The sequence below is a fragment of the Sphingopyxis macrogoltabida genome (assembly GCF_001314325.1).
GTDB lineage: Bacteria > Pseudomonadota > Alphaproteobacteria > Sphingomonadales > Sphingomonadaceae > Sphingopyxis > Sphingopyxis macrogoltabida.
Genome location: NZ_CP009429.1, coordinates 435,723 through 458,708, shown reverse-complemented (window position 1 = coordinate 458,708; position 22,986 = coordinate 435,723). Strand labels below are relative to the sequence as shown.

Here is a 22,986-nt window from a genome sequence, read left to right as displayed (position 1 = left end):
GGCACAAGCGCCGCATGTCGCAGCCCCCGCTCTTCTCCCCGGCCCGCCAGCGCGCCCAGCGCGATCGCATCGCCAGCCAGCCCGCCGGCGCCGATTTCCTCGCGCCGATCATCGCCGAGACCCTGCTCGACCGCCTCGCCATGGTGACCCGCGATTTTTCCCGGACCTTGCTGATCGGCGCCCATGACGCGGCGCTGATCGCCCATCTGCGCGGCATTGGCAGCAATCTGACGCTCCTCGAGGCGGGGCCGGCGCTCGCCGCCAACACTGGCGCGATCGTCGGCGAGGCCGATAGCATCGACCTGCCCTTCGGCCGTTTCGACCTCATCGTCTGGCCCGGCGGACTCGATGCGATCAACGATGTTCCAGGCGCGCTCGTGCGCCTGCGGGCGCTGCTCGCACCCGACGGCCTGCTCCTCGGCGCCTTCGTCGGCGACGGCAGCCTGCCGCGCCTGCGCCGTGCGACGATGACCGAAGACGTGCGCCCGGTCGCCCGCCTCCACCCGCAGATCGACCTTGCGGCGATGGGCAATTTACTGCAGCGCACCGGCTTCACGCTCCCCGTCGTTGACGTCGATACGCTGACGGTACGCTATGGCGACTGGTTCGGGCTCGTCCGCGATCTGCGTGCGGCAGGCCTGTCGAGCCGGCTTTCCCCCGCGCCGCCGCCGCTGACCCGCGACGAGGCGGCGCGCATCGCTGCAGCATTCGCCGCCGAGGCCGACCCCGATGGCCGGATTGCCGAAACCTTCCGCCTGATCCATTTCAGCGGCTGGGCGCCGCACCCCGACCAGCCGCAACCGGCGCGGCGCGGCAGCGGCACGGCATCGCTCGCTGATGCGCTCAAGCCGAAGAGCTAGACAAGCGCTTCGAGCAGTCCGATCAGCGGCTTGTCGGCGGGCGGCATGGCGAGACCGTGCAGCTCGACCGGCCGCACCCAGCGCAGCGCACTGGCGTGTTGCGCCACCGGCGTACCCCGCCATTTGCGGCAAACATACAGCAGCAGCAACAAGTGCCGGTCGCCGAGCGTGTCGCTTGCGAAACAGGCGGGCGCCAGACAGGCGTGATCGACATCGATCGCCAGTTCTTCGCCGAGTTCGCGGATCAGCGCCTGTTCCGGGGTTTCGCCGGGCTCGATCTTGCCGCCCGGAAACTCCCACAGGCCCGCCATCGACAGACCTTCGGGCCGCTGCTGGACAAGCAGGCGCCCGTCGCGATCAATCAACGCAGCAGCGACGACAATGAGACAGTTTTCCGGGGATTTCCCGGGTGTCGCCACAGCCAAATTATTAACCCTCCTGTGCGATCTTCGGCAGCCTCGGGAACTATAACTGCAGTTAGGGGCGGGACAATGAACAAAATTTCCGGGCTGATGCGGTCGACCAGGGCCGCGACAGCCGTCGAGTACGGGTTGATACTCGCGCTGATCTTCATCGGCATCATTGCCGCCGTCGGCAATGTCGCAACCCAAGCTGGCGAAATGTGGACCGACATCTCCTCGAACTCCGGACAAGCGATGAATCACCCGTAACTGTCCGATTTCGGGACTTGCGCCCGCACAAAGGGATTTTCGACATTAAGCTTTTCAAAACCAATTCGCCGTAAATCGGCTGATGTTGACCACGACCAGACCGTCAACAGGGTAAGTGATTTGTCAGGAGACCAGACATGCTGTTTTTCAAAAAGTTCATTCGCAACAACAAAGCCGCGACCGCCATTGAATATGGCCTGATCGCCGCTCTCATCGCCGTCGCCGGCATCGCCGCTTTCCGTTCGGTTGGCACCAGCGTCAGCGGCACGTTCCAGGACGTCGATACCGCGCTGAAGACCCGTGCGGCCGGCGGTTCGTCGGGCGGCTCGACCGGCGGCTAAGCGCTGAAAAACGACCCTTCGGGTCAAGGAAGGGCGGTGGAGCGATCCACCGCCCTTTTTCGTGCTTGATTATCGGCTCGCGTAGACGACCAGCTTCACCTTCTGCCCCGGCGTCAAACGGCTCGACGCGGTAAGGCGATTGAGCACCTGGAAGCGTTCCGACTGGTAATTGCTGTACGCCATGCGTTTCGCGAGGCTGGCCACCGTGTCGGCGCGCCCGACCGTCACGACATCGACACGGCGCGGCCGGATCGCCGTGGCCTCGGCCGTACTCAGCCGCCGCACGCTGTTGAACATCGGGTTGAACACCCCGGCCCCGCCCGCCTTGGTCAGCGCGACGAAGTGGAAGGCCTGATTCTTGGAAAACTCATAAGCGAAGACGGTCACATCGACCTGTCCCGACTGGGTGTTCGCGCGCGCGACCGAATAATAAGCCGGAATCCCGTTCACCGTCGTTCGCTGGAGGCTGCTCGGGCTGACCGAGCTATTGCCGGCGATCGATTTGAACACCGCCGAAACATAAGCATTCATATCGCCGCTATAGGCGCCGGTCGAAAATTGCGCCTGCCCGCCGTTGCCGCTGACCGTTACCGCGCTGTTGCCGTTCTGCATACCATAGCCGTTCGGAACGGCGAATTTCAGCTTGAGATCGGGGTGAAGGAATTCATTGCCCTCGACCACCCCCTGCTTCGGGTCGTCACCATAAAGCACGCCATCGACCGATGCGAGGAAGGCGTCGGCATTGCGGACGCCGCCCGTTCCCGCGCGGCTCGCCAGCGTCTGGGCATTGCGCACGCGCGACGCCGGGTCGGGGTGGGTGCTTGCCCATTCGGGAATCGCGCGTGCATCGCCGCCCGCGAGGCGCGCTTCGAGATTGGTCTGGGCGGCAAGGCTCGCCAGCATCGTCGACAGTGCCAGCGGGTCATAGCCGGCGCTGCGCAGATACTGGACGCCAAGCTGGTCGGCCTGCAATTCCTGGCTGCGCGAAAAGCCGAGGGTCGCATATTGCGCGACCTGCATCGCATTGTTCTGGATCAGGCCGCCAAGGCCGCCGAGCAGCCCGCCATTGTCGCCGATCGCGCCGCCCACGACCTGCGCCAGCACGCCGAGGATCGCGTTGCGCGTCGCCGCCGACTGGCGCTTCTTGCTGTGCTGCGCCGCGACGTGCCCGACCTCATGCCCCAGCACGCCCGCCAGTTCGGCCTCGTCGTTCATCAGCGCCATCAACTGGCGGGTGACATAGACATAGCCGCCGGGGATCGCGAAAGCGTTGTTCACCGGCGAATTGAGCAGGGTCACGGTGAAGTCGCCGGGGTTCCGCGACAGGCCCGACTGCACCGCGATATTCTGCCCGATGCGATTGACATAGCTCGCCTGCGGCCCGGCATAGGCGCCGCCGAATTCCTCCATCAACTGCGGATGGGCGTCCTGCCCCTGCTTGCGGTCGCTCGGCGAAATGCTCGTCGCGGTCTTGATCGTCTTGGTCTTGGCGTCGGCCGGAACGCCGATCCCGCCGGTACCGAGCGTCATGCCGGCGGCCAGCGTGATTGCCAAAGCGGTCATTGTCTTCCGGGTCATCGGTGCGCCTCCCTCATGGTCTCTTGCCGGATCTATCCCTTGCGCAGGAATATCCGCTGATTGCGACAAGGCAAGCCGCGGCCGGACCGGAGCTTGCCCATATGTTGCGGAAATAACGCGACAGCCGCGGATCGGGTTCCGGGCGGTCAGGCGCGGCCCATCGCGAGGAATTTTTCCTCGCGGGCGGCGAGCAATGTGTCGCGCGGCAGACCGGCGAGCGCATCGAGTTCCTGCGCGATCGCATCGCCCAGCGACGCGATCGCGACCTCGGGCGCGCGGTGCGCGCCGCCCACCGGTTCGGGAACGATGCGGTCGATGACCCTGAGCGCCAGCAGATCCTCCGCCGACATTTTCATCGCCGCGGCGGCATCGGCCGCCTTGTCCGAGGTACGCCACAGAATCGAGGCGCAGCCTTCGGGCGAAATCACCGAATAGACGGCATGTTCGAACATCAGCACGCGATTGGCCGCCGCAAGCGCAATCGCGCCGCCCGAACCACCCTCGCCGACCACCGCCGCGATCATCGGAACGCCGAGCGCGAGGCATTGTTCGGTCGAACGGGCGATCGCTTCGGCCTGACCGCGCTCCTCGGCCTGGATGCCCGGAAAGGCACCCGACGTATCGACCAGCGTCACCACCGGCAGCCCGAAGCGGTCGGCGAGCTGCATCAGGCGGATCGCCTTGCGATAGCCTTCGGGCTTCGCCATCCCGAAATTATGCTTCATGCGCGACGGGATGTCGTCGCCCTTTTCGTGCCCGATCACCATCACGCGGCGGCCGCGAAAGCGCGCGAGCCCGCCGAGGATCGCCTGATCGTCGCCGAAATTCCGGTCGCCGGCGAGCGGCATCCAGTCGTCGAACAGCCCCGCGACATAATGTTTGAAATGCGGCCGGTCGGGATGACGCGCCACCTGTGTCTTTTGCCACGGCGTCAGCTTCGCATAGATTTCGCGCAGCAATTTCGAGGACTTGGCCTCCAGCCGCGCGACGTCGCCATCGATGTCGAGCGTCGGGTCGTCGCCCATCTCGCGCAGTTCGGCAATCTGGCGATCGAGCGCCGCGACCTGTTTTTCGAAGTCCAGAAAGGCTGTCATGCGCCGTCGCTAGGACGAAGGCGCCGCAACGTCAACGCCCGCCGCCGCGACATCCATCCGCGCCAGCGGATGCCGCCGGTTGACCAGTTCGACGAGACGGCGGCTGTCGACATGGGTGTAAATCTCGGTCGTCGCGATATCGGCGTGGCCGAGCATCAACTGCAATGCGCGCAAATCGGCGCCGCCCTCGAGCAGGTGGGTCGCAAAGGCATGGCGCAGCACATGCGGACTGATCGCCGCCGGATCGATCCCGGCGCGGCCCGCGAGTTCGCGCAGCATCTGGAACAGCCGCACGCGCGACAGATGCGCCTTGCCCGACGGAAAGAGCCACGGCGACCCGTCGGCGAGCAGCGGCAACCAGCGGCCCAGCGCGTCACGCGCGCGTTCGGAGAGCGGTACCAACCGCTCCTTGTCGCCCTTGCCGCGCACGATCAGATACTCGCGCGTCCCCGCAACCGCGCGCCGCGGCAGCGTCACAAGTTCGCTCGCGCGCAAACCCGAGCCATAGAGAAGCTCGATCAGCAGCAGCATGCGGACCGCGGCCGCGGGCGGCGTTTCGCCCGCCGCCTCCTCGCCCGCCTGCGCGAACAGCCGTTCGACGTCGTCGTGCGTCACGATGCGCGGCAGCGGCCGCCGCGTCGCGGGACGCGCGATGTCGAGCGCCGGATTGTCGGGGCGTTCGCCCTCGTCGAGCAAAAAGGCGAAGAACTGGCGTAGCGCCGACAGCTTGCGCGCCGCGCTGCTTGCGGCAAGCGACTGATAACCCGCCATCAATTTTCTGAGCGTCGCCGTATCGGCGTCCGCAAGACTGCCCTTGGCGAGTTCGGCAGCCTGTTCCAGATCGCGGCGATAGGCGGCCAGCGTGTTGCGCGACGCCCCGCGCTCGGCCGCCATCATCTCGAGAAAGCGCTCGATAAGAGCCCCATCAGACATTGCAAAGGCCCGGCACCGGCCCGCGCCCCCACCGCCCGAGGCGACGCGTGGCGCCGAGGGCCTCCCAAACAGCGTAACATGTCGTTGGGAGGCCGGGTGGGGGCGCGGGCCGGCGCCGCACTTTGATGGACTCAGACACGCACCAGCGCTTCGGCGGCGATCATCCGCGCTTCGGAGCCGAGCCCGACTTCGCGCAGGGACCGGACGATATAATAGAGGTGATAGGGCGGCACCTTCGACCAGTCGCCCTGCATCCCCGCCGCGGCGAGCAAAGCGACCATGCCGGGTTCGCGCCGTTCGGCCGCCGCCATGATCGCGCGCGACCAGCGCGTCTGCTTGCCGAGATCGACGTCGAGATCGCTTGCCGCCGAGGCGGCGGCGCCGGCATCGATACGGCCGAGCCCCGCGAGCCCGGCGAGCAGGAATTTCGAACGCAGCGATCCGGCACTGTCGTCGCCGCCGGCGAAATTGCCGATCGCGCTCGCGTTGGTGCCGTTCAGCGGCCGCGGCGAACCGACCGCGAGCAAGCCCCACGTCCGGCTGCCGACCGATATGGTGGGCACCCAGTCGATCGCATTGCGATCATATCCGCCGGCGAACATCGACCCCACGAGCTGCCACGGATCGTCGCCGACCTCGGTGCTCACCGGCAGCGCCGCGGCGGCGCGCGCCGTCGCGATCATCGCGGCATAGCGGCCGGGCGTGTTCGCATCGGCGCCCCACAATCCCTGCATCGCGGTATAACGTTCGATACCGCTCGCCGCGCCGAAGGCGTTACGCAGCGCGTCGGTTTGCGCCGTGAGCGCTTCGGTGGGCTCTTCCTGACCCGCCGCGGCGCTGAGCAGCGAGACATAGGCCTCGCTCGACAGCACCCCGCGCGCCGCGGCATCGGGCGCCGCCGCGATCCGCTGCGTCATGTCGGTCATCGGGGCCAGCACCGTCCAGCCACGCATATAGGCAGGCTCCGAAGCGCGCAGCGGCTCGGGAATCGGAACCGCGGTCGCGGTCGCCATCCCGAAGCGCCAGCTCGTCAGCCGGTCGACCTTGTCCCATTCGATCGTCGTCGAGCGGCGCCCCGCGCCGGTCGCGCCGAGCACGCGCTCGGCGAGCAGGATGTCGAAGTTGGAAATCTTGCCGCTCGACCGCACGCGCCCGATCGCCCAGCCGGCGGGTCCCGCTTCGCCCGACAGGCCGGCGCAGATCGCGGCGGCGAGGCGCCATGCCTGTTCGTCGCCATGCGCCAGCCCCGCAGGGACATAGGCGCACATGCCGGCCGGATCGGCGTTGGCGAGGAAGGTCTGCTGCGCGACCGAAACGAGGCGCGGACTGGCGCGGTCATAATCGACCGACTGCACGATCCAGCGCGCCGCAATCGATTCGCCCATGCGCAAGAGCAACGCCGCGCGTTCGGCGGCAAGGTCGGCGCCGTTGATCGTGTCGGGCGTGTCGATCGCCGACACGAGCGACCGCCGCAGCAATATCTGCCCCCAGCGCGACGCAAGCTCGCCGCGGGTGCCCCGCATGATCGCGGCGGCATATTGGCCACGCACACCGAATGCATCGGGGCCGAGCCCGCCGGTTTCCGGGGTCAGCGGCCCGATGCGGGTTAGCAGCCGGCGCGCGCCGGGCGGCAAGTCATATTTCAGCGTCCCGGGCGCGACCTCTTCGCCCTCCTCGCCTTCTTCCGTATCGCCGGTATCGCTCGCGGCGCTGCTCCCGAGCGTCGCGGTGACCGGGGGCGGGGGCGGCGACCCGGCCTTCGGCGTCGCGGTCGGTGCGGGCGTCGCGGTGGGCGACGGCGTCGGCGACGGGCGCGGTGCCGGGGTTTCCGCAGGATTGCCGAAGCCTTCGGGCAACAGCGATTCCTGTGCGAGCGCAGGCAAGACCAGCACGGCAGCGATGGCGGCACCCGACAGGCCCAGCGTCAGCGATGGGATCGACTTCTTCATCGCGTCCCGCTTTCGGCAATCTTGTCGGTCACGTCCACCTCAATCGTCCTTGGCTCGATCGGCCGGCCCAGAAACAGCAGGAACAGCCAGAAGGCGACGAGCAGCAGGGCCAGCACGATCGATCGTGCAATCCAGCGGCCTTTTCCCGATCTGCCCTTCGCGCGCAATATCCAATGCCCACCATTCGTCGTACCGGCGAAAACCATTGTTCCGCGCCGCTTCGGCGGTATAGCCGCGCGCACCATGTCGCGAAACCCGAAAAGCCCGGCCACCACTCGCTCGCAGGCCATACCTGCGTCGATCCGCGAGCGCTCGATCGTGCTCGTCGGGCTGATGGGATCGGGAAAATCGACGATCGGACGCCGCCTCGCGCAGCGGCTCGGCATGCGCTTTGCCGACGCCGACGACGAGATCGAGCGCGCGGCGGGCATGACGATTTCGGATATTTTCGCGCGCTTCGGCGAAGCCCATTTTCGCGATGGCGAACGGCGAGTGATCCAGCGGCTGCTGACCGGCAAGCCGCTGGTGCTGGCGACCGGCGGCGGTGCCTTCATCAACGACGACACGCGCGCACTGATCCTTGAAAGCAGCCTGTGCATCTGGCTCGACGCCGATATCCCGACGCTCGTCGACCGCGTCGCGCGGCGCAGCCACCGCCCGCTGCTCAAGGACCGCGACCCGGGCGAGGTGCTCCGCGAACTCGCCGCGGTCCGCAACCCTATCTACGCCGAGGCGCATCTGCGCGTCAGTTCGGCGAGCACGCCGCACGAGCATACGGTGCGCGCGATCATGGAGGCCATCGCAACATGCAAACCCTGACCGTCGAGCTCGGCAAGCGCAGCTATCCGATCCTGATCGGCGACGGGCTGCTCGCGGACATCGGCCGCCATATCGCACCGCTGCTCAAACGTCCGCGGACGATGATCGTCACCGACCGTCACGTCGCCGACCATTATCTGACCAAGGTCGGCACCTCGCTGGCGATGGAGAATATCTCCTTCTCCTCCTTCGTGCTCGATCCGGGCGAAGCGACGAAGAGCTGGGCCGGCCTTGCCCGGCTCACCGAATGGCTGATCGGCGAAGGCGTCGAGCGCAGCGATCATGTCATCGCGCTGGGCGGCGGCGTGATCGGCGATCTCGTCGGCTTCGCGTGCAGTATCGTCAAGCGCGGCTGCAACTTCATCCAGGTCCCGACCACCTTATTGGCGCAGGTCGACAGCAGCGTCGGCGGCAAGACCGCGATCAACGTTCCCGCGGGCAAGAATCTGATCGGCGCCTTCCATCAGCCGGCGCTCGTCGTGATCGATCCGACGACGCTCGCAACCTTGCCGCGCCGCGAACTCGGCGCCGGCTATGCCGAAGTCGTCAAATATGGCCTGATCGACGATTCGGCCTTCTTTAGCTGGTGCGAGGAACATGGCGCCGCCCTGCTCGCCGGCGACAGCGCCGCGCGCGCGCATGCGATCGCGCACAGCGTCGCGGCCAAGGCGCGTATCGTCGCGGCCGACGAACGTGAAACGCAGGATATCCGTGCGCTGCTCAACCTCGGCCACAGCTTCGGACACGCGCTCGAGGCCGAGACCGGCTATTCGGACCGGCTGCTCCACGGCGAAGCGGTCGCGGCGGGCATGGTGCTCGCGCATCAATTCTCCGCCGCAAACGGCCTTTGCCCGCCCGAAGATGCGGCGCGCGTGCGCGACCATCTGGCCAGCGTCGACCTGCCGCACAGCCTCGCCAGCGCCGGCATCAACACCGGCGGCCGTGCCCTCGCCGACCATATGGCGCACGACAAAAAGGTTCGCGGCGGCAAATTGCCGCTGATCCTGACCCGCGGCATCGGACAGAGCTTCGTCACCGAAGATTATGGGCTGAATGCGGTCGCGGCGTTCCTCGACGGCGCCGCCTCAACTCGCGGTTGATCGCGCCCCGCGCTCGCCTTCCTCGTCCTTCGCCGCCTTCGCCGCCTGCCGCCGCTGGCGCAGCGCTTCAAGCACGCTCGTCGCCTCGCGTCCGCCGCCCGGCTTGAACCGGTGATCCATGCCCGCCGACAGGTCGCCGTCGGCCATCTGCGCGTCGAACCGCGTCTGGTCGAGATGGCGAAGCGCAGTTTCGACGTCCTCCATCTCGCGCGGATCGACGTCGAGTTCGCGGAGCGCGAGGAGCCCCAGTGCGATCGAGCTTTCGAACACCTCGCGCACCGCGCCCGCCGTGCCCGCGCCGTCGATCGCCATCAGCTGGCGGCGGTCGAACACGCGCGTCAGCACTCTCGCCTGCGGAAAGGCCTCGACCACGGGCTTGAGCGCCGCCGCGTCGACGGACGCATCGTCGATGCAGAAGATGATCAGCCGCGCTTCGTCGGCCCCCGCGCGGCGGAGCAGGTCGACGCGTAGCCCGTCGCCGAAATAGACCTTGGTGTCGAAGCGGCTCGACAGTTCGATCTGGCTCGGCTTCTTGTCGATCAGCGTCACCGAGCAGGCGACGCCGTTCAGCATCTGCGCGACGATCTGCCCGAACCGCCCGTAACCGATGACGATTGCCGACCCGCGCGGCGCCTCGTCGGGTCCCTCGGGCATTTCGCCGTCGCGGTCGGGCGAGAACTCAAGGTTGCGCGCAAACAGCATCAGGAACGGCGTCGTCACCATCGACAGCGTCACCACCGCGCTGAACAGGCTCGCCGCCGCCGGCTCGATCAGCAGCGCGTCGGCCGCCTGGGTGAACAGCAGGAAACCGAATTCACCGCCCTGGCTCAGCAGCAGGCCCAGCCCCAGCGCGGTCTTCCAGCTCTTGCCGAACAGCCGCACGATGACGGTGAGCACGCTGACCTTGACCGCCACGAGCCCCAGCGCGAGCCCGACGACGAGCAACGGCCGCGCCATCACCGCATCGATATCGAGCACCATGCCGACCGCGAGGAAAAACAGGCCGAGCAGGATCAGGCGGAACGGCTCGACGTCCGATTCGATTTCATGCCGGTACGGCGAATCGGCGAGCATCACCCCGGCGACGAACGCCCCGAGCGCGGTCGACAGGTGGAGGCTGTGCATCAGCGCCGCGCTCGCCAGGATCGCGAGCAGCCCGACGACGACGAACAGCTCGCGCTCGCCATAGCGCCCGACGACGCGGAGCAGCGGGTTGAGGACGAACCGCCCCGCCAGCACCAGCCCCGCAATCGCCAGCACCGTATAGAGCGCCATCATCCCGCCCGGCGGCGCCGAGGGATCGGCGGGCGCGCGCGACAGCGCGGCGACGATGGTGATCATCGGCACGATCGCCAGATCCTGAAACAGCAGGATCGAGAAGGCCTTTTCGCCAAAAGGCGAATTGATCCGCCCCGAACTCTTGAGGCTGGGGAGTACCTGAGCGGTCGACGACAGCGCCAGCGGCAGGCCGAGCGCCAGCGCCGCCTGCCAACTGAAACCGAGGGTGAGGAAGATCAGCGCCGTGAGGATCAGCCCGGTCGCCACGACCTGCACCAGCCCGAGCCCGAAGATCGCGCGCCGCAGCTCCCACAGGCGCCGCGGATGCAATTCCAGCCCGACGAGGAACAGCAGGAAGGCAATCCCGAGTTCGGCGAAGGCGAGCTTCGATTCGCCGCCGCCGACGAGGCCCAGCCCGTGCGGCCCGACGAGCGCGCCGGCGATCAGATAACCGAGCACCGCGCCGAGCCCGAGGCGGCGAAAGATCAGCACGAACAAAGTCGCGACGCCGAGCAGGATCGCCCCTTCGACCAGCGCCGCGTCGGTCGCATTCTCCGCTGCAACCTCGGTCGCGGCCGCGGCGAGCGCCAGCATCGTCACGCCCGCGCCGCCTGTTCCTCGAGCGCTGCGATCGCGGCGTCGAAGGGCAACAGGATCGCGCCGTGGCGCGCCGGATAATCGCGCGCCGGGGCGAGCAGGTCGAAGCCCGGCCAGTCGGGCAACGCGCCGGTGCCGGCGAACCAGCCCGCGATCGCTTCGCGCGCGGCGCGAAACTCGGCAAGGCCGCGCCCCGCCGCATGCCGCGCGAGCAATGTCGCCGACGCCTGCCCGAGCGCGCAGGCTTCGACATGCATGCCGACCCCGGTCACGCGTCCATCGTCGCCGGTGTCGAGATCGAGGAGAATCCGGCTGCCGCACAGCGGCGCGCGGGCGCTGGCATGGTGGCCCGCGGCGGGATTGGGCAGATATTCGGCGGTCGCGACCGCCAGCGCCAATATGTCGCGATTGTAAAGCGGCGCGCTCATTGCTTTGCCGCTTCGGCCGCGTCCTGTTTTGCCGCCGCCGCGCTGTCCTCGCGCGCCGCGGCGCGGCGTTCGGCGATCACCTTGCTCATCGCCGCGCTCGTCGCGTTGAGCGCCGGATAGGTGCGGCTTTCGGCCATCCACGCGGGCCGCTGCGCATTGCCGTAGCCGATGTCGTACAGCAGCGTGACAACCATGAAGAGCAGGGTCGCGACGATCAGCCCCTTCACCGCCCCGAAACCGGCGCCGAGCCCGCGGTCGAAGCCGCCGACGAGCGAAGCGCGGCTGCGCTGTCCCATCGCGCGCGATCCCCATTTGGCAGCTATGAAGACTCCGCCGAACAGCACCACGAAAGCGAGCATCGCCGCGCCGCCGGGCGCCTCGATCCAGCCCGACAGCAAATCGGTGGCCATCGGGTGGAAAAAACGCACCGCCAGAATCGCCAGCACCCAGGCCAGAAGGGTCGTCACCTCCTGTACCAGCCCACGCATGAAACCGAGCACCGCGCCGCCGCCGACCAGCGTCAGCACGAGGATATCCAGAGCCGTCAGACTTCCCATTCGCCGGTCGCTAGTCGCGCCCGAGCATCAGGTCAACGAGTTCGCCGAGGCGGCCGAAACCGGTGACCGAAATTCCGCCGACACCTTTCATGCCTTTCGGCCCCCAGCCGCGCGAAAAGCCGAGCTTTGCGGCCTCGCGCAGCCGCAGCCCGTCGTGCGCGACCTGCCGCACCTCGCCCGACAGCGACAATTCGCCGAACACGATCGCATCGGCAGGCACCGGCCGCTCGCTGAACGCCGAAATCAGCGCGGCCGCAACCGCCAGATCGGCAGCGGGATCGGTCAGACGGTAACCGCCCGCGATGTTGAGATAGACTTCGGCAGCGCCCATCTGCAGCCCGCAGCGCGCCTCCAGCACCGCGAGCACCATCGCGAGGCGTCCGCTGTCCCAGCCGACCACGGCCCGCCGCGGCGTCGCGCCGCTTGCCAGCCGCACCGTCAGCGCCTGCACCTCGACGAGCACCGGGCGCGTCCCTTCGAGCGCCGGGAAGACCACCGATCCCGGCACGTCACGGCTGCGGTCGGTCAGGAACAGGCTCGACGGGTTGGCGACCTCGCCCAACCCCTCCTCGCCCATCGCGAACACCCCGATCTCGTCGGTGCCGCCGAAGCGGTTCTTGACCGCGCGGAGGATGCGATACTGGTGGCTGCGCTCGCCCTCGAACGCCAGCACCGTGTCGACCATATGTTCGAGCACGCGGGGGCCGGCGATCGTCCCGTCCTTGGTGACATGGCCGACGAGCACGATCGCCGCGCCGCCGTCCTTGGCATAGCGGATCAGTTCCTGCGCGCTCGCGCGGACCTGGCTCACCGTCCCCGGTGCGCTGTCGATCAGGTCGCTGTGCATCGTCTGGATCGAATCGATGACGACGAAATCGGCGGTGCGGCTGTCGAGCGTCGCGAGGATGTCGCGCACCGACGTCGCGCTCGCCAACGCGACCGGCGCATCGCCGAGCCCCAGCCGCTGGGCGCGCAGCCGCACCTGCGCCGCCGCTTCCTCGCCGCTGATATAGACCACCGACTTGCCTGCCTTCGCGAGCCGTCCTGCCGCCTGCAGCAGCAGAGTGGATTTTCCGATCCCCGGATCGCCGCCGATCAGCGTCGCCGACCCCGCGACGAACCCGCCACCCAGCGCACGGTCGAATTCGGCGATCCCGCACAGCATCCGTTCGGGCATCACACTTTGTGCATCGAGCGTTTCGAGCGCGAGCGTCCGCCCGCCGCGGCTCAGGTCATGCTTCGCAGAAAAGGCCGTTTCGCCGGCCTCTTCGACCAGCGTGTTCCACTCGTTGCAATCGGCGCACTGCCCCTGCCACCGGTACGAAACCGATCCGCAATTCTGGCAGACATATTGACGCTTCGCTTTGGCCATGACGTTGCGCTTACCTAGAACAAACAACGAACGCCACCCCTTTTCCACCACCGTCACTCCGGACTTGATCCGGGGTGACGAAGCGGAGTGGCGGCGGTTCATTTTGCGCGCGGGTTGCTCTAGGGGATCAGCAACACCGAATCACCTTCCCGCAAGAAAGCTCCGCGCCATGAAATTCTTCGCCGACACCGCCGAAATCGCCGACATCAAGGAACTCGCCGCGACCGGCCTGCTCGACGGGGTCACGACCAACCCGTCGCTGATCGCCAAGTCGGGGCGCGATTTCAAGGAAGTGACGAAGGAAATCTGTGCGCTGACCACCGGCCCGGTCTCGGCCGAGGTCGTCGCCCTCGACCATGAAACAATGATGAAGGAGGCCGAAATCCTCCGCAAGATCGCCGACAATGTCTGCATCAAAGTGCCGCTGACGATCGACGGTCTGAAGACCTGCAAGGCGCTGACCAGCGACGGCACGATGGTCAATGTGACGCTCTGCTTCTCGGCCGCGCAGGCGCTACTCGCCGCCAAGGCCGGCGCGACCTTCGTCTCGCCCTTCGTCGGCCGCCACGACGACAATGGCTTCGACGGCATGCAGCTCATCGCCGATATCCGGCTGATTTATGACAATTATGCTTATGACACCGAAATCCTCGTCGCGAGCGTGCGCCACGGCATCCATGTGCTCGAAGCCGCGAAGATCGGCGCCGACGTGATGACCGCGCCGCCGTCGGTGATCAAGGGGCTGTTCAAGCATATCCTGACCGAAAAGGGCATCGAGGGCTTCCTGGCCGACTGGGCGAAGACCGGCCAGTCGATCTGATTGCCCCCTCGCGCTCTTATCAGTTGACGTAAACGTCAAGTCATCGCGATACTCGCCCGAAAGGGAGAGATTCGCGATGACCGATACCACCATCCTCACGACACGCCGCGGCCATGTGCTGATCGTGACGATCAACCGGCCCGAGGCGCGCAACGCGGTCAACGCCGCAGTCCATGTCGGCATCGGCACCGCACTCGAAGAGGCAGAAAAAGACCCCGAAATTCGCGCCGTCGTAATCACCGGCGCCGGCGACAAGAGCTTCTGCGCCGGCGCCGACCTCGTCGCCCTGTCGCGCGGCGAAAGCCTCCAGCCCGCCGACAAGGCGCAGCAGGAGTGGGGGTTCGCGGGCATGGTCGCGCACCCGATTTCGAAGCCGATCATCGCCGCGGTCAACGGCTTCGCCTTCGGCGGCGGCTGCGAGATCGCGCTGATGAGCGACATCATCGTCGCCGCCGACCATGCGCAATTCGGGCTGCCCGAGGTCAAGGTCGGGCTGTTCGCCGCCGCGGGCGGCGCCTTCCGCCTCGCCCAGCAACTGCCGCGCAAGCTGGCGATGGAATATATGCTGACCGGCGACCCGATCCCTGCCGCGCGCGCCGCCGAGTTCGGGCTGGTCAACCATGTCGTGCCGCTCGCCGAGCTCATGCCGACCGCAATCGCGCTCGCGGAAAAGATCGCCGGTAACGCACCCCTGTCGGTGCAGGTATCGAAGCGCGTCGCGCTCGGCATCCAGGACGGCCGCATCGCGTCGGACGCCGCCTATTGGGAGCATAACACGATCGAACGCAACGCGCTGATGCGCAGCGAGGACGCCCGCGAAGGCCCGCTTGCCTTCGCCCAGAAGCGCAAGCCCGAATGGAAGGCGCGCTGACATGACCCAAGGGACGAAGATGACCGACCCCGAGCGCATTCCCGTCATCATCGGCGTCGGGCAGGTCAACGACCGCCCCGACGATCCCGACCAGGGACTCGATTCGCTCGGATTGATGGTCGCTGCACTCGAGATCGCGGCCACCGACGCCGGCGTGCCGCTTGCCGAGATCGACAGCCTCGCGATCGTCGACCAGATCAGTTTCCACCATCTCGGCAAGCTCTGCGAACCGCTCGCCGCCGCGATTGGCGCCAACCCCGCGATCAATTACCAGTCCGCCGCACCGCACGGCGACACGCCGGTGCGGCTGCTCAACGAAGCCGCGAACCGGATCGGCGCGGGCGAGGTCAAACTCGCCGCCATCGTCGGGGCCGAGGCGCTGCGCACTGCCGCCGGCCGCGCCGCCAAGGCGGCGAGCGGCGAGGACAAGAGCTATAATGCGGTGCGCCAGGTCGCGACGCGGCGCGAGCCCAATTATGCCCAGAAACACGGGCTGTCGGCGCCGGTCGACGTCTATCCGCTCTACGAAAATGCAACGCGCGCGGCATGGGGCGAAAGTCTCGCGGAGGCGCAGTTCGAAAGCGCCGAAATCTGGTCGCGCTTCTCCGAAGTCGCCGCCGCGAACGACGGCGCGTGGATCCGCAAGCCCGCGACTCCCGCCGATATCCTCGAAGTGAACGAACGCAACCGGCCGATCGCCTTCCCCTATTCGAAGCTGATGGTCGCCAATTCGTCGGTCAATCAGGGTGCGGGCTTCATCGTCGCCAGCCTCGCCGAAGCGCGCCGCCGCGGCATCGCCGAGGAGCGGCTGATCTACGTCGGCATGGGCGCCGCCGCGAAAGAGCCCGCCAGCATCCTCCACCGCGACCGCTACGACGGCAGCGTCAGCATGGAAACCTCGATCAGCCGCACGCTCAAGCTCAACGACATGACCGCCGAAGATTTCGACTGCGTCGAACTCTATAGCTGCTTCCCCTGCGTGCCGAAGATGGCGCGGCGTATCCTCGGCTGGCCGTGGGACCGTCCCGCGACGGTGTTCGGCGGCCTGACCTTCGGCGGCGGCCCGATCGCCAATTATATGAGCCATGCCATCGTCTCGATGACCCAAAGGCTGCGCAAGGAAGGCCGCTACGGCTTCCTCTTCGCCAACGGCGGCTTCGCGACCGACAATCATTGCATCGTGCTCGGCAATCAGCCGATCGCCGCCGCCAGCTTTCCGCAGGACTTCGACTATCAGGACGAAGCCGAGGCGAAGCGCGGTCCGGTGCCCGAACTGATCGAAGATTATGCCGGCGCCGCGACGATCGAAAGCTACACCGTCTTTTACGGCCGCGACGGCGCCCCTAAAGCCGGCGTCGTCGTCGCGCGCACGCCCGAAGATAAACGCACCCTCGCGCATGTCGACGTGAGCGACGCCGCGATGCTCGCTTTCCTGACCGACGGCAGGGGCGAGCCGGTGGGCACCGAAGGGCAGATCGTCGCGCTGGACGAGGGGTTCGGCTGGCGGGCCTGACGACACCGGTCGGGGCAGCGCCAACACGTCGCGTCTCATCTTTGGGTCAGTTCATTCGCTCGATCTGCCGGTGTTGACGTTGGCGTAGCCTTGCAGTTTGCGGCGCCGGGGCTATCGCAGCGGGCGAACCAGAGAACCGACTGGGAGAGTCGTCCGTGTCCGAATTGCCCCCTTCCGAACCCTTTGTTCCCGTTCCGGCCGATGCCGCGGCCGATACGCATTGCAGCGCGGCCGATTATGAGCGGCTCTATGCGCAGAGCATCGACGATCCCGACACCTTCTGGGCCGAACAGGCCAAGCGCATCGACTGGACAAGCGCGCCGACGAAGATCGCCAACTGGTGTTACGCCCCCGTCGACATCAAATGGTATGAGGACGGCGTCCTCAACCTCTGCCACAATGCGGTCGACCGTCATGTCGCCGCGGATCATGGTGACCGCACCGCGATCATCTTCGAACCCGACGCCCCCGATGGCGAGACGCGGACGATCAGCTATGCCGCACTGCTCGCCGACGTCATCCGCATGGCGAACACGCTGAAGAAGCTCGGCGTCCAAAAGGGCGACCGCGTCACCATCTATATGCCGATGATCCCCGAAGGGGCGGTGGCGATGCTCGCCTGCGCGCGGATCGGCGCGGTGCACAGCGTGATCTTCGGCGGCTTCTCGCCCGACGCGATCGCGGGGCGGATCGAGGATTGCGCCAGCGACTGGGTGATCTGCGCCGACGAAGGGCTGCGCGGCGGCAAGGTCGTTCCCTTGAAGGCCAATGTCGACAAGGCGCTCGAGAAGGTCGGCGTGAAGGCAGTGCTCGTCATCGCGCACACTGGCGGCGACGTCAGCATGAAGGAAGGCCGCGACCATTGGTACGACGCGCTGTCGGCCGATGTCGATGCGACATGTCCGTGCGCGCCGATGGGCGCCGAAGACCCGCTGTTCATCCTCTACACCTCGGGCTCGACCGGCAAGCCGAAGGGCGTGCTCCACACGGTCGGCGGCTACAGTGTCTGGACTGCCAGCACCTTCTATTATGGTTTCGACTATCGACCCGGCGAGATTTTCTGGTGCACCGCCGACATCGGCTGGGTCACCGGACACAGCTATGTCGTCTATGGCCCGCTCCAGAATGGCGCGACGACGTTGATGTTCGAGGGCATTCCCAACTATCCCGACCACGACCGCTTCTGGCGCGTCGTCGACAAGCACAAGGTGAACATCCTTTACACCGCGCCGACCGCGATCCGCGCGCTGATGCGCGAGGGCGACGATTATGTGACGCGCCACGATCTCTCGACGATCCGCCTGCTCGGCAGCGTCGGCGAGCCGATCAATCCCGAAGCATGGCGCTGGTATCACGAACTGGTCGGCAAGAACCGCGTCCCCGTCATCGACACCTGGTGGCAGACCGAGACCGGCGGCATCATGATCACCACGCTTCCGGGCGCCCACCCGATGCAGCCGGGCAGCGCAGGGCGCCCCTTCTTCGGCATCCGCCCGCAGCTCGTCGATGCCGAGGGCGGCGTCCTCGTCGACGAACAGACCGGCGGCGCGGCCGAAGGCAACCTCTGCATCACGCATAGCTGGCCGGGGCAGGCGCGGACGATCTACGGCGACCACCAGCGTTTCGCCGACACCTATTTCTCGACCTACAAGGGCAAATATTTCACCGGCGACGGCTGCCGCCGCGATGCCGACGGTTACTGGCGGATCACCGGCCGCGTCGACGATGTGATCAACGTGTCGGGCCACCGCATGGGCACCGCCGAGGTCGAAAGCGCCCTCGTCCTCCACGACCTCGTCGCCGAGGCCGCGGTCGTCGGCTTCCCGCACGACATCAAGGGTCAAGGCATTTACGCCTATGTCACATTGAACGCCGGGGTCGAGCCGACCGACGCGGTCGCCGCGGCGCTCAAACAGCAGGTCCGCACCGAAATCGGTCCGATCGCTACCCCCGACCATATCCACCTGACCCCCGGCCTGCCCAAGACCCGCTCGGGCAAGATCATGCGCCGCATCCTGCGCAAGATCGCGGAGAATGATTTCGGATCGCTGGGCGACACCTCGACGCTCGCCGATCCGAGTTTGGTCGACGGGCTCATCGAGGGGCGCAAGAACCGGTAAGTCAGTTCGTCATCCCGGACTTGATCCGGGATCCATTGCGGCCGCGCTGTCGTGGACCCCGGATCAAGTCCGGGGTGACGAGGATTACGCTGTCACCGGATCAGAAATGAAAATCGGGCAGTTCGGCCAGCGCGATCCCCAGCGCTTCGGCCCAGCCGTCGGCGACGCTTTCGAAATAGGGGTCGTTGCGCTCGAACCGCCGTTCGCGGACGGTGGTGAAATCGTCGCGTTCGTGGACCTTGAGGTCGATCGGCAGGTCGACGCCGGCGTTCGCCCGGATCGTCGAATCGAACGAGACGCAGAGCAGCTTCACCGCATCCTCGAATGACATCGCGGGATCGTAGGAGCGCACGATGATCGGCCGGCCATATTTCGTCTCGCCGATCTGGAAGAAGGGATTATCCTCGCCCGCCTCGATGAAATTGCCCTCGGGATAGATCAGGAACAGGCGCGGGTCGGAGCCCTTGATCTGGCCGCCGACGATCAGCGAGGCGCGGAACAGCGATTCGGCGGCGGGTCCCTCGTCATTGTGGCGCATTACCACGCCGCGCAGCGTTTCGCCGATGATCGTCGCAATCTGGAACATCGACGGTGCTTCGAGGATCGAGGGATGCCGATCCGCCGGCGCCTTGGTGCGCTCGTCGAGCAGGCTGACGACGGCCTGCGTCGTCGCGAGATTGCCCGCCGACATCAGCGTGATCACGCGCTCGCCGGGAACCGTCCAGCTACGCATCTTGCGAACCTGCGAGATATCATCGACGCCCGCGTTGGTGCGGGTGTCCGACATGAACACCAGCCCCTTGTTCAAACGCATGCCAACGCAATAGGTCATCTTGTCCCGTTTTCCCCGCCCGGAAAGCCGTATCGTCCGGCCCGCTTATTGCTGGACCTGCAATTGGACAACCAGATTTTCCTGCGCAGCGCCATAGCGCATGCCGCGAACCGGGGCGGCATCGCGATAATCGAGCCCCGTCGCGACGCGGATATAGCGCTGGTCGGGCGAATGGCCGTTGCTGACGTCGAAGCCGATCCAGCCGATATGATCGAAATGCGCCTCCGCCCAGGCATGTGTCGCATCCTGCTGCGTCCGGTCGTTCATCATCAGATAGCCCGAGACGTAACGCGCCGGGTGCCCGAGGTGCCGCATCGCCGCGATGAAGATATGCGTATGGTCCTGACAGACGCCGCCCTCGCCCGCCAGCGCCTGTTCGGCGGTCGTCTCGGCATCGGTCAGCCCGGTGCGATAGGCGAGCCGGCCGAGGATCAGCGCCGACAGCGCGTGCGCGCGTTCGATGTCCGAAGCAAAGTCGCGCCCGATCGCCGCGGTCAGCGCGCGCACCCCGCGCCCCGCCCGGGTCAGCGGCGTCGGGCGCAGGAAGGTCCATAAGGGCATGGCGCCGCGATGCGCTCCGATCACCCCGTCGAAGGTCACCAGATCGACTTCGCCGCGGCAGCGGATCACCAGTTCGCGCGACCCGCCGCCGACCGCGATCAGATCGACGCCGTTGCCATGATGGTCGGTGTAGTGAAGCTGGCGCTCACCGCCCTCGACCTCGACCGCCCACGTTCCGACCAGCTGCTGGCCGGGGCGATCCTTGGGCGTCAGCCGCACCTGCTGCAGCGCGTAATGCACGGGCGCATCATATTGATAATGGGTGGTATGTTCGACGGCGAGGCGCATGGTGGGTCTCCGTCCTATTCCACGAACCGGTAATCATGTTCGATCTGCCGCGCGAGCGCCGCATTGGCACGCAGGAAGGCCGTGACATATTCGTGCAGCCCGCCGTCGAAAATCGCCTGGATCGGGCTCGACAGCCGCTCGTTGCACAGCGCGCGCGCCATGCGTCCGGCCTCGGTCTCCTCGCCATAGCCGCGTTCGAGCTGCGCCAGATTATCCTCCATCCGCTCGCAGCAGAAAGCAAGGCTGCGCGGAAGCTGCCGATACAGGATCAGGAATTCGGCGATCTTCAGCGCGCTGATCTCGGCCCCGTACAGCCAGCGATAGGCGCGGTGCGCCGACACCGAACGCAGGATCGTTTCCCACTGCACATTGTCGATCGAACTGCCGATATGCGCGACCGACGGCAACAGCAGATAATATTTGACGTCGAGGATGCGCGCCGTGTTGTCGGCGCGTTCGAGGAAGGTGCCGAGCAGGGAGAAGTTGAAGCCGTCGTTGCGCAGCATCGTGCCGTTCAAGGCCCCGCGCACCTGCGCGCTCTGCTGGCGGATCGCCGTCAGCACGTCGGGCAGGTCGTCGTCGCGCACCGGGCGCTTCAAAAGCGCGGTCAGCGTCATCCAGTTGGTGTTGACCGCTTCCCACACCTCGCGCGTCAGCGCGGTGCGCGCGGTGCGCGCATTGTCGCGCGCCTGCTTGATGACCGAGGCGATGCTCGACGGATTGGCGGGATCGCGGAGCAGGAAATCGACGACCCGCGCCGAACTGTAATCGCCGTGCGCCGCGACAAAGGCACGGTCGACCCCCGCGGTGACGAGCACCGACTTCCACTCGGCGGCGGCGGTCTGCGACCGGGTGAGTGCGATGCGGAAGCCCGCGTCGATCAGCCGGGCATTATTCTCGCTCCGCTCGAGATAGCGCGCCATCCAGAAGAGCGAGGCTGCGGTCTTGCCTAACATCAGTCTTCCAGCACCCACGTATCCTTGGTCCCGCCGCCCTGGCTCGAATTCACCACCAGCGACCCCCGCGTCATCGCGACGCGCGTCAACCCGCCGGGGGTGATGGTGATCCCCTGCGGCGACATCAGGACAAAGGGGCGCAGATCGACATGCCGCGGCGCGAGGCCCTTTTTGGTGAAGATCGGCACCGTCGACAGCGACAGGGTCGGCTGCGCGATATAATTGCCCGGATTGGCTTCCAGCTTGGCGCGAAAGGCGGCGAGTTCCTTCTTGCTCGCCGCGGGGCCGACGAGCATCCCGTAGCCGCCCGAGCCATGGACCTCCTTGACCACCAGTTCGGGAAGCCGGTCGAGCACCTCGCGGAGATGCTCGGGCTCGCTGCAGCGCCATGTCGGCACATTGGGCAGCAGCGCCTTTTCGCCCGTATAGAATTCGATGATGTCGGGCATATAGCTGTACAGCGCCTTGTCGTCGGCGATCCCCGTGCCCGGCGCATTGGCGATGGTGATGCCCCCGTCGCGATAGACGTCCCAGATGCCGGGCACGCCGAGCATCGAGTCGGGGCGGAAGTTCAGCGGATCGAGGAAATCGTCGTCGACCCGGCGATAGACGACGTCGATCGCCCGATAGCCCTGCGTCGTACGCATCGCGACGCGCCCGTCGACGACGCGCAGGTCGTGCCCCTCGACCAGCTCGGCGCCCATATGGTCGGCGAGGAAGCTATGCTCGTAATAGGCGCTGTTGTGGATGCCCGGCGTCAGCACCGCAACCGTCGGGGTGCCCCCGCATTTCGGCGGCGCGCAGGCGGAAAGCGATTTCAGCAGGTTGATCGGATAGTCGCCGACCTCGCGCACCGCGACCTTCGCGAACAGCTCGGGAAACATCTGCAGCATCGTCTCGCGATTTTCGAGCATGTAGGAGACGCCCGACGGCGTGCGGGCATTATCCTCCAGCACGTAAAATTCATTGGCGCCGGTGCGCACGATGTCGGTACCGCTGATGTGCGTATAGATGCCGCCCGGCGGATCCATACCCATCATCATCGGCAGAAAGGCGTCGTTGCGCGCGATAAGCTGGGTCGGCACCCGCCCGGCGCGCAATATTTCCTGCCGGTGGTAGATATCGTGAAGAAAGGCGTTGAGCGCCCGCACCCGCTGTTCGATGCCGCGCGACAGCCGCCGCCATTCGCTCGCCGAAATGATCCGCGGCACGACGTCGAAGGGGATCAGCCGCTCGTCGGCATCGGCGTCGCCATAGACGTTGAAAGTGATCCCGGTGGTGCGGAACAGCGCCTCGGCCTGCTGCGTCTTGTGCTGGATGCGCTGGCTGTCTTCGGCGTCGAACCACTCGCAATATTCGCGATAGGGCGACCGCGTTCCGCCCTCCTGGCCCGTCATCTCGTCGAAAAAGGAAATGCGCCAGCCCTTTCCACGCAACATGCCATCCAC

23 protein-coding genes are annotated in these 22,986 nt (G+C 66.6%); 9 read left to right on the top strand and 14 right to left on the bottom strand.

Going from position 1 to position 22,986, the window contains the following annotated elements:
• The first annotated feature begins 14 nt into the window (after positions 1–14).
• Positions 15–860 carry a methyltransferase domain-containing protein gene (locus tag LH19_RS02335; protein ID WP_054724582.1) on the top strand — a complete coding sequence of 282 codons (846 nt, stop codon included), beginning with the start codon at positions 15–17 and terminating at the stop codon, positions 858–860.
• Here the strand turns inward: LH19_RS02335 and LH19_RS02330 are convergent.
• The gene (locus LH19_RS02330) at positions 857–1,279 is read right to left on the bottom strand and encodes a (deoxy)nucleoside triphosphate pyrophosphohydrolase (RefSeq protein ID WP_054724580.1); all 423 of its coding nucleotides are present in this window, start codon (positions 1,277–1,279) and stop codon (positions 857–859) included. The genes LH19_RS02335 and LH19_RS02330 overlap by 4 nt on opposite strands.
• Positions 1,280–1,351: 72 nt before the next feature.
• Between LH19_RS02330 and LH19_RS02325 the strand changes: the two genes are divergently transcribed.
• Both LH19_RS02325 and LH19_RS02320 read left to right on the top strand, forming a co-directional pair.
• Positions 1,352–1,531 carry a Flp family type IVb pilin gene (locus tag LH19_RS02325; protein WP_054724578.1) on the top strand — a complete coding sequence of 60 codons (180 nt, stop codon included), beginning with the start codon at positions 1,352–1,354 and terminating at the stop codon, positions 1,529–1,531.
• A gap of 137 nt (positions 1,532–1,668) precedes the next feature.
• Positions 1,669–1,872, top strand: a complete 204-nt coding sequence (locus LH19_RS02320) for a Flp family type IVb pilin (RefSeq protein ID WP_054724576.1) — start codon at positions 1,669–1,671, stop codon at positions 1,870–1,872.
• Positions 1,873–1,941: 69 nt separating this feature from the next.
• Here LH19_RS02320 and LH19_RS02315 read toward each other — a convergent pair whose 3' ends face one another.
• The 5 genes from LH19_RS02315 to LH19_RS02295 form a co-directional block, all read right to left on the bottom strand.
• Positions 1,942–3,450, bottom strand: a complete 1,509-nt coding sequence (locus LH19_RS02315; RefSeq protein ID WP_407696695.1) for a M48 family metalloprotease — start codon at positions 3,448–3,450, stop codon at positions 1,942–1,944.
• A 146-nt stretch (positions 3,451–3,596) separates the two neighbouring features.
• Entirely contained in the window at positions 3,597–4,544 is a 948-nt protein-coding gene (locus LH19_RS02310) for an acetyl-CoA carboxylase carboxyltransferase subunit alpha (protein WP_054724572.1), read from the bottom strand.
• A gap of 9 nt (positions 4,545–4,553) precedes the next feature.
• The gene (locus LH19_RS02305) at positions 4,554–5,477 is read right to left on the bottom strand and encodes a tyrosine recombinase (protein ID WP_054724570.1); all 924 of its coding nucleotides are present in this window, start codon (positions 5,475–5,477) and stop codon (positions 4,554–4,556) included.
• A gap of 131 nt (positions 5,478–5,608) precedes the next feature.
• Positions 5,609–7,426, bottom strand: a complete 1,818-nt coding sequence (locus LH19_RS02300; RefSeq protein ID WP_054724568.1) for a hypothetical protein — start codon at positions 7,424–7,426, stop codon at positions 5,609–5,611.
• The gene (locus LH19_RS02295; RefSeq protein ID WP_054588938.1) at positions 7,423–7,632 is read right to left on the bottom strand and encodes a hypothetical protein; all 210 of its coding nucleotides are present in this window, start codon (positions 7,630–7,632) and stop codon (positions 7,423–7,425) included. The genes LH19_RS02300 and LH19_RS02295 overlap by 4 nt, the downstream gene beginning before the upstream one ends.
• A gap of 37 nt (positions 7,633–7,669) precedes the next feature.
• Here LH19_RS02295 and LH19_RS02290 point away from each other — a divergent pair, with 37 nt between their 5' ends.
• Positions 7,670–8,245 (top strand): shikimate kinase, encoded by a 576-nt coding sequence (locus LH19_RS02290; RefSeq protein ID WP_054724565.1) that lies wholly within the window; start codon positions 7,670–7,672, stop codon positions 8,243–8,245.
• On the top strand, positions 8,233–9,345 hold the full coding sequence (gene aroB, locus LH19_RS02285) for a 3-dehydroquinate synthase (RefSeq protein WP_054724563.1): 1,113 nt from the start codon (positions 8,233–8,235) through the stop codon (positions 9,343–9,345). Before LH19_RS02290 ends, aroB begins: the two co-directional genes overlap by 13 nt.
• Here the strand turns inward: aroB and LH19_RS02280 are convergent.
• Genes LH19_RS02280 through radA form a run of 4 tightly spaced genes read right to left on the bottom strand, consistent with a single transcriptional unit; the run spans position 9,331 to position 13,577 of the window.
• Positions 9,331–11,217: a cation:proton antiporter domain-containing protein gene (locus LH19_RS02280; RefSeq protein ID WP_082396197.1), complete on the bottom strand. Its 1,887-nt coding sequence runs from the start codon at positions 11,215–11,217 to the stop codon at positions 9,331–9,333. The two genes, aroB and LH19_RS02280, sit on opposite strands and share 15 nt — an antisense overlap.
• A 2-nt stretch (positions 11,218–11,219) precedes the next feature.
• Positions 11,220–11,648: an iron-sulfur cluster assembly scaffold protein gene (locus LH19_RS02275; protein ID WP_054724558.1), complete on the bottom strand. Its 429-nt coding sequence runs from the start codon at positions 11,646–11,648 to the stop codon at positions 11,220–11,222.
• Positions 11,645–12,205, bottom strand: a complete 561-nt coding sequence (locus tag LH19_RS02270; RefSeq protein WP_201258407.1) for a CvpA family protein — start codon at positions 12,203–12,205, stop codon at positions 11,645–11,647. The genes LH19_RS02275 and LH19_RS02270 overlap by 4 nt, the downstream gene beginning before the upstream one ends.
• A 10-nt stretch (positions 12,206–12,215) precedes the next feature.
• Positions 12,216–13,577 carry a DNA repair protein RadA gene (gene radA / locus LH19_RS02265; RefSeq protein WP_054724556.1) on the bottom strand — a complete coding sequence of 454 codons (1,362 nt, stop codon included), beginning with the start codon at positions 13,575–13,577 and terminating at the stop codon, positions 12,216–12,218.
• A gap of 169 nt (positions 13,578–13,746) precedes the next feature.
• Between radA and fsa the strand changes: the two genes are divergently transcribed.
• The 4 genes from fsa to acs all read left to right on the top strand — a co-directional run bounded on the left by fsa (position 13,747) and on the right by acs (position 18,901).
• On the top strand, positions 13,747–14,397 hold the full coding sequence (gene fsa, locus LH19_RS02260) for a fructose-6-phosphate aldolase (protein ID WP_054588944.1): 651 nt from the start codon (positions 13,747–13,749) through the stop codon (positions 14,395–14,397).
• 76 nt (positions 14,398–14,473) lie between these two features.
• On the top strand, positions 14,474–15,268 hold the full coding sequence (locus LH19_RS02255) for an enoyl-CoA hydratase-related protein (RefSeq protein WP_054724554.1): 795 nt from the start codon (positions 14,474–14,476) through the stop codon (positions 15,266–15,268).
• Position 15,269: 1 nt separating this feature from the next.
• Positions 15,270–16,781 (top strand): acetyl-CoA acetyltransferase, encoded by a 1,512-nt coding sequence (locus tag LH19_RS02250; protein WP_234716061.1) that lies wholly within the window; start codon positions 15,270–15,272, stop codon positions 16,779–16,781.
• A 155-nt stretch (positions 16,782–16,936) separates the two neighbouring features.
• Positions 16,937–18,901 carry an acetate--CoA ligase gene (gene acs / locus LH19_RS02245; RefSeq protein ID WP_054724552.1) on the top strand — a complete coding sequence of 655 codons (1,965 nt, stop codon included), beginning with the start codon at positions 16,937–16,939 and terminating at the stop codon, positions 18,899–18,901.
• Between the two features lie 100 nt (positions 18,902–19,001).
• Here the strand turns inward: acs and LH19_RS02240 are convergent, their stop codons facing one another.
• The 4 genes from LH19_RS02240 to LH19_RS02225 are packed head-to-tail and all read right to left on the bottom strand — an operon-like array spanning position 19,002 to position 22,977.
• On the bottom strand, positions 19,002–19,733 hold the full coding sequence (locus LH19_RS02240; protein WP_054724550.1) for a peptidase: 732 nt from the start codon (positions 19,731–19,733) through the stop codon (positions 19,002–19,004).
• 45 nt (positions 19,734–19,778) lie between these two features.
• Positions 19,779–20,582, bottom strand: coding sequence for a transglutaminase family protein (locus tag LH19_RS02235; RefSeq protein WP_054724548.1), 804 nt, complete (start codon positions 20,580–20,582; stop codon positions 19,779–19,781).
• Positions 20,583–20,596: 14 nt separating this feature from the next.
• Complete coding sequence (locus LH19_RS02230; RefSeq protein WP_054724546.1) at positions 20,597–21,538, bottom strand: alpha-E domain-containing protein; 942 nt, start codon at positions 21,536–21,538, stop codon at positions 20,597–20,599.
• Positions 21,538–22,977 carry a circularly permuted type 2 ATP-grasp protein gene (locus LH19_RS02225; RefSeq protein ID WP_054732876.1) on the bottom strand — a complete coding sequence of 480 codons (1,440 nt, stop codon included), beginning with the start codon at positions 22,975–22,977 and terminating at the stop codon, positions 21,538–21,540. Before LH19_RS02225 ends, LH19_RS02230 begins: the two co-directional genes overlap by 1 nt.
• Between the last annotated feature and the right edge of the window lie 9 nt (positions 22,978–22,986).

Excerpts from the sequence above, each read along its gene's own strand:
- LH19_RS02230 (WP_054724546.1), bottom strand. The coding sequence starts at position 21,538 with ATGTTAGGCAAGACCGCAGCCTCGCTCTTCTGGATGGCGCGCTATCTC.
- radA (WP_054724556.1), bottom strand. The coding sequence starts at position 13,577 with ATGGCCAAAGCGAAGCGTCAATATGTCTGCCAGAATTGCGGATCGGTT.
- LH19_RS02240 (WP_054724550.1), bottom strand. The coding sequence starts at position 19,733 with ATGACCTATTGCGTTGGCATGCGTTTGAACAAGGGGCTGGTGTTCATG.
- LH19_RS02320 (WP_054724576.1), top strand. The coding sequence starts at position 1,669 with ATGCTGTTTTTCAAAAAGTTCATTCGCAACAACAAAGCCGCGACCGCC.
- LH19_RS02225 (WP_054732876.1), bottom strand. The coding sequence starts at position 22,977 with ATGTTGCGTGGAAAGGGCTGGCGCATTTCCTTTTTCGACGAGATGACG.
- fsa (WP_054588944.1), top strand. The coding sequence starts at position 13,747 with ATGAAATTCTTCGCCGACACCGCCGAAATCGCCGACATCAAGGAACTC.
- LH19_RS02315 (WP_407696695.1), bottom strand. The coding sequence starts at position 3,450 with ATGACCCGGAAGACAATGACCGCTTTGGCAATCACGCTGGCCGCCGGC.
- LH19_RS02290 (WP_054724565.1), top strand. The coding sequence starts at position 7,670 with ATGTCGCGAAACCCGAAAAGCCCGGCCACCACTCGCTCGCAGGCCATA.
- LH19_RS02335 (WP_054724582.1), top strand. The coding sequence starts at position 15 with ATGTCGCAGCCCCCGCTCTTCTCCCCGGCCCGCCAGCGCGCCCAGCGC.
- LH19_RS02275 (WP_054724558.1), bottom strand. The coding sequence starts at position 11,648 with ATGAGCGCGCCGCTTTACAATCGCGACATATTGGCGCTGGCGGTCGCG.
- aroB (WP_054724563.1), top strand. The coding sequence starts at position 8,233 with ATGCAAACCCTGACCGTCGAGCTCGGCAAGCGCAGCTATCCGATCCTG.
- LH19_RS02235 (WP_054724548.1), bottom strand. The coding sequence starts at position 20,582 with ATGCGCCTCGCCGTCGAACATACCACCCATTATCAATATGATGCGCCC.
- LH19_RS02310 (WP_054724572.1), bottom strand. The coding sequence starts at position 4,544 with ATGACAGCCTTTCTGGACTTCGAAAAACAGGTCGCGGCGCTCGATCGC.
- LH19_RS02250 (WP_234716061.1), top strand. The coding sequence starts at position 15,270 with ATGACCCAAGGGACGAAGATGACCGACCCCGAGCGCATTCCCGTCATC.
- LH19_RS02270 (WP_201258407.1), bottom strand. The coding sequence starts at position 12,205 with ATGGGAAGTCTGACGGCTCTGGATATCCTCGTGCTGACGCTGGTCGGC.
- LH19_RS02300 (WP_054724568.1), bottom strand. The coding sequence starts at position 7,426 with ATGAAGAAGTCGATCCCATCGCTGACGCTGGGCCTGTCGGGTGCCGCC.
- LH19_RS02255 (WP_054724554.1), top strand. The coding sequence starts at position 14,474 with ATGACCGATACCACCATCCTCACGACACGCCGCGGCCATGTGCTGATC.
- LH19_RS02295 (WP_054588938.1), bottom strand. The coding sequence starts at position 7,632 with ATGGTTTTCGCCGGTACGACGAATGGTGGGCATTGGATATTGCGCGCG.
- LH19_RS02325 (WP_054724578.1), top strand. The coding sequence starts at position 1,352 with ATGAACAAAATTTCCGGGCTGATGCGGTCGACCAGGGCCGCGACAGCC.
- LH19_RS02280 (WP_082396197.1), bottom strand. The coding sequence starts at position 11,217 with ATGCTGGCGCTCGCCGCGGCCGCGACCGAGGTTGCAGCGGAGAATGCG.
- LH19_RS02305 (WP_054724570.1), bottom strand. The coding sequence starts at position 5,477 with ATGTCTGATGGGGCTCTTATCGAGCGCTTTCTCGAGATGATGGCGGCC.